The sequence below is a fragment of the Enterobacter sp. C3_dUdeg genome (genome assembly GCF_057536195.1).
Genome location: NZ_BAAKFX010000001.1, coordinates 567,799 through 582,511, shown reverse-complemented (window position 1 = coordinate 582,511; position 14,713 = coordinate 567,799). Strand labels below are relative to the sequence as shown.

The 14,713-nt window shown below is 58.5% G+C and carries 10 protein-coding genes; 1 reads left to right on the top strand and 9 read right to left on the bottom strand.

Annotated features, from left to right (window positions below):
- Positions 1–268: 268 nt before the first annotated feature.
- The 9 genes from tssC to AC27FC_RS02660 all read right to left on the bottom strand — a co-directional run bounded on the left by tssC (position 269) and on the right by AC27FC_RS02660 (position 11,405).
- Entirely contained in the window at positions 269–1,768 is a 1,500-nt protein-coding gene (gene tssC / locus AC27FC_RS02700; RefSeq protein ID WP_014884232.1) for a type VI secretion system contractile sheath large subunit, read from the bottom strand.
- A 3-nt stretch (positions 1,769–1,771) separates the two neighbouring features.
- Positions 1,772–2,296, bottom strand: coding sequence for a type VI secretion system contractile sheath small subunit (tssB, locus tag AC27FC_RS02695; protein WP_008502644.1), 525 nt, complete (start codon positions 2,294–2,296; stop codon positions 1,772–1,774).
- 75 nt (positions 2,297–2,371) lie between these two features.
- Positions 2,372–3,388 (bottom strand): type VI secretion system protein TssA, encoded by a 1,017-nt coding sequence (gene tssA, locus AC27FC_RS02690; RefSeq protein ID WP_196354258.1) that lies wholly within the window; start codon positions 3,386–3,388, stop codon positions 2,372–2,374.
- A gap of 11 nt (positions 3,389–3,399) precedes the next feature.
- A complete protein-coding gene (gene tagF, locus AC27FC_RS02685; protein WP_033145799.1) occupies positions 3,400–4,116 on the bottom strand; it encodes a type VI secretion system-associated protein TagF in 717 nt (238 codons plus the stop codon).
- 16 nt (positions 4,117–4,132) lie between these two features.
- Complete coding sequence (gene tssM / locus AC27FC_RS02680) at positions 4,133–7,753, bottom strand: type VI secretion system membrane subunit TssM (RefSeq protein ID WP_196354257.1); 3,621 nt, start codon at positions 7,751–7,753, stop codon at positions 4,133–4,135.
- Between the two features lie 2 nt (positions 7,754–7,755).
- Positions 7,756–8,994: a DotU family type VI secretion system protein gene (locus AC27FC_RS02675; protein ID WP_033145801.1), complete on the bottom strand. Its 1,239-nt coding sequence runs from the start codon at positions 8,992–8,994 to the stop codon at positions 7,756–7,758.
- 17 nt (positions 8,995–9,011) lie between these two features.
- Positions 9,012–10,355: a type VI secretion system baseplate subunit TssK gene (tssK, locus tag AC27FC_RS02670; protein ID WP_024909829.1), complete on the bottom strand. Its 1,344-nt coding sequence runs from the start codon at positions 10,353–10,355 to the stop codon at positions 9,012–9,014.
- Between the two features lie 28 nt (positions 10,356–10,383).
- A complete protein-coding gene (gene tssJ, locus AC27FC_RS02665; RefSeq protein WP_094934701.1) occupies positions 10,384–10,887 on the bottom strand; it encodes a type VI secretion system lipoprotein TssJ in 504 nt (167 codons plus the stop codon).
- Between the two features lie 23 nt (positions 10,888–10,910).
- Positions 10,911–11,405, bottom strand: a complete 495-nt coding sequence (locus AC27FC_RS02660; RefSeq protein WP_033145802.1) for a hypothetical protein — start codon at positions 11,403–11,405, stop codon at positions 10,911–10,913.
- Positions 11,406–12,407: 1,002 nt separating this feature from the next.
- On the opposite strand from AC27FC_RS02660, the gene AC27FC_RS02655 reads away from it, so the two are divergent.
- Positions 12,408–14,696 (top strand): FdhF/YdeP family oxidoreductase, encoded by a 2,289-nt coding sequence (locus tag AC27FC_RS02655; RefSeq protein WP_126327598.1) that lies wholly within the window; start codon positions 12,408–12,410, stop codon positions 14,694–14,696.
- Positions 14,697–14,713: the final 17 nt, after the last annotated feature.

Below are 14,713 nucleotides of genomic sequence, written 5' to 3'. Positions count from 1 at the left end.
TTTCTGCGACAACGTATATCCCTATCGCTAATGCATTAAGTCCAGTGCATAAGAATCCATGCATTGCGATTCGCGGGACTTCTGCCGGCCAGTCAAAGATAAACAGATAGTAGCCGGATACCGTCACAAACAGCATGAATGAAATTATTAGCAACGTAAAAATGGCTAAATAGCTGATGAATTTTCGTATCAACGCTTTCATTGTCAAATTCATTAGCTATCTCGTATTGACCGAAAAGTAGCCGGCCCAATGGGCCGGCTACACTCATCACGCGTCTTTCGTCTTCAGCGACGGCAGTTTAGATACCAGACGCAGGGAAACGGTCAGACCTTCCAGCTGGTAGTGTGGACGCAGGAAGAACTTCGCGGCGTAGTAGCCCGGATTATCTTCAATCTCCTGCACCTGCACTTCCGCTGCGGCCAGCGGTTTACGGGACTTGGTCTCCTGAGAGGAGTTCGCCGGGTCACCGTCGACGTAGTTCATGACCCAGTCGTTCAGCCAGCGCTCCATCTCTTCGCGCTCGCGGAAGGAGCCGATTTTGTCGCGCACGATGCACTTCAGGTAGTGCGCAAAGCGGCAGCAGGCGAACAGGTAAGGCAGACGAGAGGCCAGACGCGCGTTGGCGGTGGCATCCGGGTCATGGTACTCCGCCGGTTTCTGCAGCGACTGCGCGCCGATGAAGGCGGCAAAGTCGGAGTTTTTGCGGTGAACCAGCGGCATAAAGCCGTTTTTCGCAAGCTCAGCTTCACGACGATCGCTGATGGCGATCTCGGTCGGGCACTTCATGTCCACGCCGCCGTCATCGCTCGGGAAGGTGTGGCACGGCAGGTTTTCCACCGCCCCGCCGGACTCCACGCCGCGAATCGAGGTGCACCAGCCGTACTCTTTGAAGGAGCGGTTGATGTTGGCGGCCATCGCATAGGCGGCGTTCGCCCAGGAGTAGCTGTTGTGGTTCGCACCGTCGGTCTGCTCTTCAAAGTCAAAGCTGTCGACCGGGTTGGTGCGAATACCGTACGGCAGGCGCGACAGGAAGCGCGGCATCACCAGGCCCAGATAGCGGGCATCTTCGGATTCACGCAGCGAACGCCAGGCCGCGTATTCGGTGTTCTGGAAGATCTTGGTCAGGTCGCGCGGGTTAGCCAGCTCCTGCCAGGACTCCATCTGCATCACGCCCGGCGCGGTACCGGTAATAAACGGACAGTGCGCCGCAGAGCCGATGCGCGCCATTTCGCCCAGCAGCTCAACGTCCTGCGGGCTGTGGTCGAAGTAGTAGTCGCCCACGATGCAGCCAAACGGCTCGCCGCCGAACTGACCGTACTCCTGCTCGTAGATTTTCTTGAAGATCGGGCTCTGGTCCCAGCCCACGCCCTTGAAGCGCTTCAGGGTGCGGCCCAGCTCCTGCTTGGAGATGCTCATAAAGCGGATCTTCAGCATCTCGTCAGTTTCAGTGTTGTTCACCAGGTAGCTCAGACCGCGCCAGGCGCTCTCCAGCTTCTGAAACTCTTCGTGGTGAATGATCTGGTTTACCTGCTGCGATAGCTGCTCGTCGATACCGGCGATCAGGTTCTGAATGGTGCGGTAGGTGTCGTTGGAGAAAGTGACGGTATTTTCCAGCGCCTGCTGCGCCAGCGTTTTGACCGCGCTTTCGACGGCTGAACGGGCCTGATCGGTTTTCGGGCGGAACTCTTTGTTCAGCAGCGCGCTGAATTCATCCTGGCTGAACGCCTGACCCGCCTGCTGCTCGTGTTGTTGAGTCTGGTTGCTCATCGATTATTCCTCGCTACCTTTCGCGCTTTCATCATTTTTCGGCAACTGGCTCAGGGATTTGAGCAGCGTCGGATCCTGCAGAATTTTAGCGATCAGTTCTTCCGCACCGTTTTTGCCGTCCATATAGGTCAGCAGGTTGGAGAGCTGGGTACGCGCTTCCAGCAGCTTGTTCAGCGGCTCGACCTTGCGGGCCACCGCATCCGGCAGGAAGTCGTCCATGCTGTCGAAGGTCAGATCCACGTTGAGCTTGCCTTCGCCGGTCAGGGTGTTATCCACCTGGAACGCCACGCGCGGCTTCAGCGCCTTCATGCGTTCGTCAAAGTTGTCGATGTCGATTTCGAGGAATTTACGCTCGTCGACGGCCGGCAGATTTTCAACCGGTTTGCCGACCAGATCGGCCATGACGCCCATCACAAACGGCAGCTGAATCTTACGTTCTGCACCGTAGATCTCTACGTCGTACTCGATCTGCACGCGGGGGGCACGGTTACGTGCGATGAATTTCTGCCCACTGTTACTCATTGCCATGATGTTCTCCATCAAAGATGCGCGGTGAAGGTGAAACGGCAGGCTCCATGCCTGTCGTCATAATGCCTGGACGCGTTATTCGCGGCGCCCAAAGATGTTTTCAAGTTGGTTAACGCCGTCTGGCGCAAGGTCGCGAATAATGTCCATAAAGTTAAGTTCTGACAGCCGCTGCACCCGTTCAATCATCAGCGGTGCGGGGTGGCTCGGTTCGTACTGCGCAAAATACTGCTTCGCTTTTTCCAGCATCAGCTGCGCGTCGGCGCGGCTGGTGATCTGCACGCTGCGCCAGTCGGCGACCGGCTGAACGGGCTGCGCTGCCGTCGACTGCTGCTCGGCCTGGGGTTCTGCCTGCGCCTCACGGTTCGGCAGCAGCTTGCTGATGTCGGTTACCTGACACGCGCTGGCGACCAGCCCGACGGTTTTCAGCAGCTGTTCCATCTCGGGCACGCCGCTTTCACCGAGATGCCCGAAGAGCAGCTCGCGAATCGCCAGCAGACGTTCGTTAATGACGATAACCGCTGCGGTTCCCGGCTGGTCGCCGCGGGCCAGCTCGTCAATCAGCCGTGGACGCCCGCCGGGATAGTCCGGGCATTCCGTTTTGCTGCCGTCCAGCAGGGCCTGAGCATCCCGGAGCGAAATTTCATCGCCGTTTGAACGCAGAAGCGAGGCGTTTCGCACGGCGACGGTGAGGTCGGATTTATCGCTCAGCCCTGCCAGGGCGTTAATGCGGTAGAACGGATCGGTTTCGCCATACTCTTCCAGCAGCGGATAGAGCGTCTCCCAGTAACGGGCGATCGCCTCCTGCACCAGCAATAATCCGTCCGCGTAGCCCGCCAGCCCGCGGCGGCGCGTCCAGGCATGGGTTAACGCCAGCAGTACGCGAAGATCTTTGGTGCGGGTCAGCAGGCTGGTGGCGTATTTTTCCACCGTGTTCCAGTCAGCGGGCTCTGCCGGGATAATGGTGTCGCCAAACTGCTGTTCCGCTTTGCCAAGACTTGCCTGATTCATGATCTGGAAGTCGGCGTCGTACTCCAGGTTTTCGCCGCAGGGTTTTTCGGGACTGATTGGCGCGAGAAATTCTTCGATATTCATGAGATCCCTGCTTATTCAAACATGGGCGGATAGAGACCGTGACGCCCCGGACGGGCGCCCCCTGCCGGGTCGAACAGCAGGGTGAAAAGCTGCCCGGTAAAGTTACCGCTGTGCACGTGGGTGTACAGCGGGTAGCCGTCGCAGCGGTTGGTCCACCAGTAGCTGGTCTGACGCAGCGGATCAAAACACTCGGCCGCCTGAGGCCAGCCCAGCGTGCTCTGGCCGTCCTCGTCATAGCCAATCACATCAAGGATGTCGGAACGCTTTTGCGGCTCGACGGGCTGCGGCGCCGGAATGGTCATCAGCATCTCATCCAGCTGTGAGGCGGAAAAACTGTTGCGCACCGCGTGCAGCCCCAGGCGCCCAATCTGCTGGTACCAGCTTTCGGCCTGGCTGAGCAGGCTGGTCGACCACTCTGACGGGGCGAAGCTCAGCTGCAGGCAAACCGGGTATTGTCGGCCAACGCTGTCGCGGCCGGGCAGCAGACAGCCCATCTGGATCATCTGGCTGCCCAGCATGGGCGGTACCACAAAATTCCAGACTGGCGCTTTGTTAAACTGGCGCTCGCCGCTGCGCTGCTCTTCCTGCTGCCAGGCCAGCAGGCCGACCTGGAACCAGTGTGACCACTGGCGCTGTAAAGTGTCAGGAAAGCGACGCTGCAAAAAATCTCCGGCGCTGGGTAACTTGCCATACCAGCTGTAGCGGTTCATCGCAGGGGTATTCGTCATACGGCTGTCCTTGCGGTTATGGGCATGAGAAACGGGGAAGCTGGAACGGGTTACGAATGCTGTTTGGCGCAAACTCCAGCGTGACCTGATGTCCGTCGACGTTGAAGGTGGCCTGACGGCTCAGGCTACCCGCGCCCGGGCTGGTGCTCGCTTTATCGAAGAAGCGGTTGAGCGCCCAGGCGCCGTTGGTGACCAGCGTCGCCGTGCTGCCGTTCGCCAGCCCCAGCTGCATGCGTACCTGGTTGGTGCCGCCCGGCCCCGGCCAGTTCATGATCTGCACGGCCTGCGGGCCGTGGCTGTAGCGCAGCAGCTGGCCGTCGACGTCCAGCGTCAGGTTCAGAATGGAGTTATCCATTCGCACGGTGCGAACCGTCACCTTGAAGGACGGCGTCGTGGCGCCATTAGCAAAGAAGGCGTCGCGAATCGACTGGGCCTGCTGGAACGGTCTCAGCAACCCTTCGCTTCCCGGCAGCGTTTTACCGTCGATGCCCGGCATAAAGCGCCAGTTTGCCTGCGTGGTATCCACTTTATTGGTCAGATTGTCGCGGAAGAAAGCGTCCATCAACCCGGTTCCCGGCGCAAACATGCGCGCGAGATCGTCAGGGGTGACCTCGGTGCTGGCGCTGCGCACCAGCGGGTAACGGCCGGCGATTGCCTGACGGCAGAATCCGCCCACCTCAACGTTAATCCGCTTCCGCACGTTTTCGAGGTCGCGGCGCTGGGTATCGCTGCTGGCGCCCACCGCCATATTGCTGAACATGGTTTGCAGCCCGCCCGGCAGGCGACCGGCGCTGGCCTGCAGGCGGCTGATCGCCTCGCCGCCCGGTGCCGGCATACCGCTGTTGGCCGCGTCCTGGACGGCGGTCAGGTAGCGATAGAGCTCATCCACCTGCTTGAGAAAATCATCAAACACGATGGTCCTCCCGCCCTTTTCCAGCGGCTGCGCCAGCTCAATCATCGGCGCGTAGTGGTCGGTGACCAGCTGTTCCGGCGCCTGGGTGACCACGGCGGCCTGGGTCGGCGCAGCGTCATTGTTGCTGAACAGCGCTTCGAGCGTGCGGGTGGCACGGTTGCTCTGCGCCTGCGCTTTATCCGCATCTTCCGGCGCTGGCGCATTGCGTGACAGCGTCAGGACCTGGCTCAGGTTCTGCACCAGACGGCGCAGAGGCGAGTTTGCGCCGGAGAGCAGGCGCGCGGTGTTGATGCGCTGGGAGAGATCGGCGCTGTTATTGAGCTGAATGTCGGCGAGGAAGCGATCCCAGTTCGCGATAAAGTCGCGCATGTAGAGCTGGCGCACGGCGTTATCGATCTGCTGTTTATCCTCCTGCGCCGTCGCTGCCCCCAGCACCCAGGCGTCGTCCTCGTGCAGGGCGGTGGTTACGCTGTTAATCTGGCCGTTAAAGCTTTTCCAGTAGCCGTCCGGCGTATAAAGACCCGGCACGCCTTCGCTCACCGGCTTGCCGCTTTTGCGTGAAAACACCAGCTCGCTCTGCGGTCCGCCCAGATCGGAAAGGGAGACCGGCTTGAGGTTGTCATCATGTTCAAGCAGGCGTTTGAGACGACCGTAAACGCGCGTGGAGAGCGGCTGCTGGCCGATCATCGCTCTTTCGCGGGCCACCGGAGATTCATCCTGCGCGTACGGCGAGGCCTGGATTTTCGGTTCCAGCAGCTGCGTCAGGTGCCATTCAAGCTGCTGCAGCTGCGCCTTCGTGACGTTCTGCGGCAGATTTCGCTGCAGGTTGAGCATCACCCACGAATGCAGGAATTTACCGTCGTAGTGCTTCGGCTGATACAGCATTTGATAGGCTTTCAGCGCTTCATAGCTATATTCCACATCGCTACCGTTGTCGTTGCGCAGCCAGGTGGTGATGTGCATAGCGACGGCAGGCAACAGCATCTGATCCAGCGCTTTCTGGTACAGAGACTGCGAGGCATCGCTGACGTCATCTCCGCGGTAGAGCCCCATACGGCGGGAGACGGGCGGATCGTTTACATCAAACGCGTCGCTTTTCGGCAGGTCCACCAGACCGTTCAGCAGCGGCAGCAGATCGAACAGGTCACGCTGGGTCTGGTTCTGCAGCGCTTTGCTCTGCTGGTCCAGCAGCGGCACCTTCGCATCCACCTCTTCCAGATAGGCCTTGTTTTTGGCATAGCTGGTCAGCCACAGACCGCCGAGGACGACCAGCAGGGCCAGCAGCGCCGCGTAGCCGGACCAGATCACCGCCCGGTTGCGCAGCTCCCACCAGCGGTTTTCGCCCGCGATCCCGGCTTCCTGGAAGATGACGTTTTGCAGCAGGTTCTTAATGAAGAAACTCTGGCCTTTTGCCCCCGGGATAGGCGCTTCTTTGCTGACCGAATCCCAGTTATCCGCCTCTCCCCCTTCCGGCAGCGACAGCGCGCGGTTCAGTTCGCCCATCACGCGGTCGAACGGCATGCCTTCCTGCGTCCCGCTGGCGAAGTAGATCCCGCGCGGAGAGAACTCGGTTTCGAAGTTGGAGCGGGCGAAGACCGTGCTCAGGTAATCCGCCAGCAGCGGACGCAGCGCGGCGAACTCCTGCGGGAAGAGATACGCTTCAGCGCGGGTTTTCGCGTCATGCTCTTTCAGCATGGTTTCCGGCAGCCCGGCATCAAGGCGCTGCTGGAGCAGAGAAAACTCCTGCTGGAAGTTGCCCATCAGGTCGTAATCGGCGTGTTTGGTTTGCTCCCACGGCAGCGTAAAGCCCCAGATCTGGTCGCGCTGCGCTTTGTCGTAGTCGGCAAACCAGGCGCGGAAGCCTTTAAGCAGGTCGGCCTTGGTCACCATCACGTAGACGGGGAAGCGAATACCCAGCTGTTCATGCAGCTCGGACAGACGCTGGCGCAGGTTCACCGCCTGCTGGCGGGACGCCTCGGCGGACTGGGTGAGCAGGTCAGAAATGCTGATGGTGATGATAACGCCGTTGATCGGCTGGCGGCGGCGATACTTGCGAAGTAACCCCATGAACTCCAGCCATTCGCCGGCGTCCTGCACCTGCTCGCTCTCCTGGGTGGTGTAGCGGCCCGCCGTGTCCAGCAGCACCGCTTCATTGGTAAACCACCAGTCGCAGTTACGCGTGCCGCCAATGCCCCGCAGCGCGGTTTTACCGAAGCGATCGGCCAGCGGGAACTGCAGCCCGGAGTTAACCAGCGCCGTGGTTTTACCGGATCCCGGCGCGCCAATAATGACGTACCACGGCAGCTGATAGAGATATTGCGTGCTGAAGCGCTGCGTCCACTGGGCGCCCTGGCCCGCTTTGCTGAAGTGCGCTTTTTTCAGCATCTGCGCGGCTTCATCAAAGCGGCTGGCGAGGATCTGCTCCTCGCTGTTCAGCCGCTTCTGCGGATCCGCCGCTTCCGGGCTGGCGGTGTTCTCCTTGAGCTTGTCCATCAGCTTGCGGTTCAGCCAGGCGTTGTACAGGCGCGGCAGAATGTGGCCCTGCGCCCAGAGCAGATAGACCACGGCAATGCTGATAATGCGGTTCTGCTCAGACTCGAGCGGTCGGGTGTCCACGATGGACAACAGGGGACCAATCATCCAGATCACCGCCGCAAGCGCCGTTACGCCGAGGAAGCTCCACAGAATGCGGTTGGTCAAAATGGAAAGAAGTGTAGTCAGCATCCTTAGTTTCCTTGCGGCAATCCGTTCAGCTCAGCCTGAGTGTTTTCAGGCGACACCAGCAGAGTAATTTCCACACGGCGGTTACGGGCGCGGTTTTCAGGCGTCGTGTTCGGCGCCACCGGGTTAATCTCGCCCCGCCCTTCCGCTTTCACGCGGCCAGGCTGAGAGAGGCTTCCCTGCAGCATTTTCTGTACCGAGCGGGCGCGTTCCAGAGAGAGTTCATAGTTCGAGGCAAAGCGCGCGCTGCGGATCGGCACGTTGTCGCTGTAGCCCACCACCAGAATTTTGCCGCTGACGTTATTCATCGCCTGCGCAATGCGGTTGATGACCGGTTCATAGCGGTCACGCACGACGGTAGAGGCAGAGGCAAACAGCCCGTCGCCCTTCAGGATCACGACGCTGCGATCCGCTTCGTCTTTCACCGCGACCAGGCCCGCCTCGATTTCAGGCTTCAGGAAGCCGCGCAGGTTCAGCACCGCCGGAAGCTGACGGGCCGGCTGCTGAATAGTGGTTTCCGGCAGCTGGGACTGGTAAATCTTCGCCAGCACCGGGTTGGTGTTATCGCCAAGGCGCCAGTTAAGCACGATATAAAACAGGCAGGCGATAAACCCGGCCAGCGCCACGCAGGCCCACAGGGGAACCATCGGCCGCCAGAGCTTGCGCAGTACCGGACGATCTTCCGGATGGGGAGAAAGCGGCGGCGGATAGCTGCCGCGCACGCCGCGGATCATCTGCCACAGCCGCTGCTTGATGGTTTCAAGCTGCGTGCGGCCATTATCCAGCACCCGATAGCGTCCTTCGAAGCCCAGCAGCAGGCAGTAGTTGATCATCTCCAGCAGCAGGATATGCTCGCGCGGGTTCTGCGACAGGCGCGCCAGCAGCTGGAAGAACTTCTCGCCGCCCCAGGTTTCGTTGTGGAAGGTCACCAGCAGACCGTTGCTTGACCAGACGCCGCTGCTGCCCCAGGGGGTGAGCGCGGCGGCCTCATCGAGCGCCGTACACAGGCAGTAACGCGCCCCGACGATCACTTCGTAGGGCAGCCCCGCCTGCTGACAGCGGACTTCGAAACGGCGAATCTCATCGATCAGACGCTGGCGTAACGCCACCTGATCGTCATGGGAGACCGAATGACGGATCTGCGGAATCGCGTTGAGCAGCGGATTGGCGGCCGCCACCAGCTGGTTGTTGCTACTGGCTCCGGTAAACGCGGCATCACTGCCGGTGTCCTGTCGTTCCTGCATATTAAGCGCTCGCTTTATTATTCTGTCGGGCTACGGATGGCCCAAAACTCCATATCCAGCCCCGGGAACTCCCCTGCAAGATGCAGGGCGAATGCGCCGGACTTATCCATCTCGTGCCACAGCTCGCTGCCCTTCTCCAGTTCAAAGTAGCTGTAGCCGGCATGCCACGGGATCTGCGGCGGCGCGACCGGCATGGCGCGCAGCATAATGCCCGGCAGCTGAAGCTGAACCAGATCGCGGATTTTCGAGACCGGCGCGACCTTCATCTGCGCCGGGAAATGGGTTTGCAGGTGTTCGCCCGGCACGTTGGCTTTAACCGCCAGCACGAAGCCGAACTCGCGCACCATGCTGGTTTCAGGCACCGTGGCGATGTTCAGGCCGTGAGAGCGTTCGTTCAGCGGCAGCTGAATTGCGTGGTCTTCCATCACCAGCGACAGTCCCTGACGCAGCATCAGCATCAGTTTGCTGAAGCAGTTAGCCAGATCGTCATGATCGTAAATCGGCAGCACGCTTTCGGCGGTACGCTGCGACGTCCAGGTGGCGAGCTCGGTCGCAAACGGCAGCCAGCTGCGCCAGAGCGTTTCCGGATGCAGCAGCGGGAGGGTTTTTAAATGAGAAACCTCGCCCAGATGACGGTTAACCAGCGACAGCAGCGTGAACTCAATCAGTTCGGAGGTGTTAAAGCGGCCAGGCTGGCGCAGACGACCGCCAATTTGCTGGCTGCGCTGCACCAGCAGACCGTGCAGATCGTTGATCATGCTGTAGATCTGCGGGCTGTTGTTGGCGTTGAGCATCGGCGGGATGTAGCTGTTATCGAGCCGCACGTGGTTGTCGTTACGTTTCTCCGTCACAAACGCCACGCCGATGGCGGTCCATTCCGCCGTGAGGTCTTTTTCCAGCATCAGGGTCAGACGCAGACGGCCAAACTGGACGGTGGCATCCCCCACCGACATGGCGTTGTCGTCTTCCACCTCTTGCTCGAAAGCGATGAAGCGCGCCAGCGAGGCCGGCTCTTCGCTAAAAATCACCTCTTCTCTCTCGCCACGACGAACCGGCAGCGCGAGCACCACCTTTTCGTTGGTGAGATTGTCAGGAATTTTCAGCGGCGCAGGGCCGTTGCGCCCGTTTCGCACCTGGAAAAAGGTGCCGTCCGGCAGCAAGCCGCTGCAGTAGCTCAGGGCAATGCATCCCTGACGAAGCATCGCTTCATCCAGTTCCACGTCAAGAAAGCCCCAGAGATACGATCGCTGTAGCGCGCCCCATTCACGAACATGGTTGAGCAGATAGCTTTCAGTCCGCTGAAAATGGTGTGGACGCAGGAACATGCCTTCGGTCCAGACGACCTTTTCTGCTTTCGTCATGATGATGTGTTTCCTGTGTTGAAGCGCGTTACTGGCTGATGACCCGAATGCCGTTCACGTCGAGAAAAACGTTGGCCTGAAGTTCATCCGCGGACCATTTCCAGAACTGGTAGATATGATTTTCGCCAGGCACAGGCAGAGGGAGTGAAACGCGCCATTTTTTGCCATCCAGCATCTGATACTCCGCCATCACGCCGATGTAGCGGGCCTCCGGAGAGCTTTGCCCGCTGAGGGTTTTGGACAGCTGTCCCGGCATCAGGAAGAACACGTCGCTGTTCAGCTGATTCGCGCCAAGCGTGGCTGACGCGTTGTTCTGCAGGGAGTAGAAGTCGCTGGACATGAAATCCGCATCGGATTTCAGCAACAACACCCGGACCTTAAGCGGCGCAGATTCGTTGATTTGTGGATGAGCCTGAAACTGCAGATTGTAGCGGGAGGGGTCGCTGTGTGAAGACGACGTACAACCACTGACCAGGGCGAAAATCACCGCGTAAAAGAATAACCACAGCTTATGAAAATTTTTATTATTCATAAAAATGCGCTCATGCAAGCCGTTTAGTTCAGGATCCAGGTACCGTTAGCGCTGTCTTTGCAGGCTTTGCTGTTGCCATCGACGTCGACACAGGTCGCTTTTTTACGCGCCTTCGGACGAATGGCCTGTTTACGCACGGCGGCGTCGTACAGGTCGGCCTTGATCACGGCGCGCATCGGGACGTAACCAATCAGCTGATCGTTGCCTTCATCGGCAAGCGCCATCCAGTAATGTTCAACCTGACCCAGCACCACGTAGGTTTTTCCGGTGTCGAGAGTGCGGATAACTTTGCCGCCGAAGTCAGGACGGCTCATCAGGGAGGCTGGATACATGGCGCGATACGGTTCGTTGACCGGGTTGAACTCCGCCGGCGGCGTCACAGCGTGACGGTGGGTTAAGGTCACGCCGTTGACCTGGCTGGTCTCGATCGTATCGTCGTTGATCACAGGTTTCTGCGGCGCTTTACAGCCCGCCACCGCCATTACAAACAGAAGTGAAAACAGTACGCGCATTTTCATATGCTTTTCCGTAGCGATATTTCGATGATGAAGATAAGGGAGTGAAGTTTGACTTAGGTGCTATTGTTAAAATAGCCAGGATATTTTCGGGGCGTTACTATTTTAAGGGCATAGCTACCGCACGAGCCCTTCAGAATAAGGCCCAGTGTCTTCCTGACATATTTTGACAAACGGTAAACAAGTTTACATGAGCTTCGTCTCAATTCAATATTTACCGGTACGTAACTGTTGGTAAATGAAGCAGTCGGAAAATTATAGGATTAATCCTATGAAAAAAACCGATATGACCTACGCCCTTTTATTTCTTAGCCACACAACATTGCAATCATTTGTTTTATATACAAAAAATACAAAAGATAACCACTTTCATTAACGCAATATGGCTATTATCACCACTACCATAATTAGTAGAATTCGCGTATTGGTGAGGTCAGCAGAATATATGAAAGATGAATTATTTGTTGCACTAACAGGGTAACTTTAATATTGAATGCACGCGTTAACGTGAATGTGACTATTTCACTTATGTTGCACGACGTTAATTTTACGCCTCAAAATAACTTTATATTTCGCGTTGCGACAATTATCCGGCCAGGCCTGAATTTTATCCTTTAATCATTAAGCCTGAGTTAACCATCCTGACATTATCGCCGCCAAAAAATGCTCGCAATGGCCCGCCAGCTGCGACCCGTGTTTATTGCTGCCGCCCGCAGCCTTCATTCGAAATTTTATTGTTGCTACATCCTCTCCTGCTCGCCCCATCTATCTTGCCTACCGTGTGATAGATAAGATTTATTATTAAAATGATAAAATTTCGTTATAATTTCTTTAAATATTTAAACATCAGATCTGATAAATCGCTGTAATAAAACGAATTTAAGATAAAGCATTTTTCTACACCGCATGCGCATAGCCATCCGGTCGTCATTGCTTTCACTTATTGTCCTTTGCAGCGTTTTTATGGGTTCAGACGTTGTGTGACCGAAGAAATCAGGAGTGGGTATGAATAAGAAAAGACGCTCGGTGCCGGGTATCAGACACTATGACGGTCCTGCCGGAGGATGGGGCGCGTTAAAAGCGACGGCCATCGCGGTACGTACCCAAATGGATACCCTGGATGCTCCCGCCACGCTGCTGCGCACCAACCAGCCTGACGGTTTCGACTGCCCGGGCTGCGCGTGGCCGGATAAAGAACACAAGTCGACGTTCCAGTTCTGCGAGAACGGCGCCAAAGCCGTGACCTGGGAAGCGACCAGCAAACGCGTTACCCCCGCGTTTCTGGCCGAAAACAGCGTCTCCTCGCTGCTGGCAAAATCGGACTTTGAACTGGAAGGCTACGGTCGACTGACGCATCCCCTGCGCTATGACCGGGCAAGCGATACCTTCCGGCCCGTCGACTGGGACGAGGCGTTTCAACGCATCGGCGAAGTATTGCGCGGGCTCGAACCGGACCAGGTCGAGTTCTATACCTCCGGACGCGCCTCTAACGAAGCGGCGTATCTGTTCCAGCTGTTCGCTCGCGAATACGGCACCAATAACTTCCCCGACTGCTCGAATATGTGCCACGAGGCCACCAGCGTCGGTTTGCCGCGTTCGATTGGCATCGGGAAAGGCACCGTCTCGCTGGACGACTTCGATAAGACCGAGCTGGTGATCTCCATCGGCCACAACCCCGGCACCAACCATCCGCGAATGATGGGGACTCTCCACGAGCTGGCACGGCGCAACGTGCCGATTATCGTCTTTAACCCGCTGCGCGAGCGCGCCCTCGAACGCTTCGCCGACCCGCAAAGCGTGATTGAAATGGCGACCTACGGCTCAACGGATATCGCCTCGACCTATTTCCAGGTGAAGGCCGGGGGCGATGCCGCCGCGCTGAAAGGCATTGCCAAACATCTACTGGAAATGGAGGCCGAACGCGGTGACGTGCTGGATCATGCGTTTATTGCCGAACACACCCAGGGCATTGAGGACTTCGCCGCCGATATCGCGCAAACCCGCTGGGACGAGATCGAGCGCGAGTCTGGGCTGAGCCAGGCGGCGCTCAAAAAGGTGGCCGACGCCTATGCGAAATCAAATGCCACCATCATTACCTACGGAATGGGCATTACCCAGCACAATAAAGGTACGGCGAACGTCCGCCTGATCGCCGACCTGCTGCTGCTGCGCGGGAATATCGGCAAGCCCGGCGCGGGTATCTGCCCCCTGCGCGGCCACTCTAACGTTCAGGGGAACCGCACCGTCGGGATCAGCGAGAAGCCTACCCCGGCCTTCCTGAACCGTCTGAAGGACGTTTTCGGCTTTGAGCCGCCGTCTCACCACGGACACGATGCGGTGCAGGCCACGCAGGCGATGATCGACGGCCGCGCGAAGGCGCTCATCTGCCTCGGGGGTAATTTTGCCGTCGCGATGCCCGATCACGAGCGGGGTTTTCCGGCGATGGGTAACCTGGATTTGAGCGTGCACGTCGGGACCAAGCTCAACCGTACCCATCTGCTGGTGGGCAAAGAGACCTTTATCTTTCCGTGCCTCGGCCGCACCGAGCTGGATCTCCAGGCCACCGGCCGTCAGTCCATTACCGTCGAAGACTCCATGTCGATGGTGCATGCCTCATCCGGCAAGCTGAAGCCCGCCTCGCCGTTGCTCCGTTCGGAACCCGCTATCGTCGCCGGCATGGCGAAAGCCACGCTGCCGGAAACCCGCGTTGACTGGCTGACGCTGGTAGAAGATTACGACCGGATCCGCGATCTGATCGAGCAGACCATTCCGGGCTTTGAGAATTACAACGCGCGGATCCGCGTTCCCGGCGGCTTCCGCATGCCGCTGCCGCCGACGCAACGCATCTGGCCAACGGCGACGGGGAAAGCGATGTTCTCGGTGTTCGACGGCGTTCACGAGAACGCCAGCGGCGAAGGTGAGCACGTTCTGCGCCTGATCACGCTGCGCAGCCACGACCAGTACAACACCACCATTTACGCGCTGGACGACCGCTACCGCGGCGTGTTTGGCCGCCGCGACGTGCTGTTTATGAACGAAGACGATATGGCGCAGTCAGGCCTGGAACACGGCGACCGCGTGGATATCGAAACCGCCCTCCCCGGCAGCGTTCAGCGTCTGAAAGACATTACCGTGGTGGCGTACAACATCGCGCCGGGCACCGTCGGCGCCTATTACCCGGAGGCCAACGTGCTGGTGCCGCTTGATTATCTGGATAAGGACAGCGGTACGCCGTCGTATAAATCCGTTCCGGTTCGCATCACCCTGCGCTCGAAAGAGATCCGCATGCTGTAAGGCTGCCCGCGCAGAGA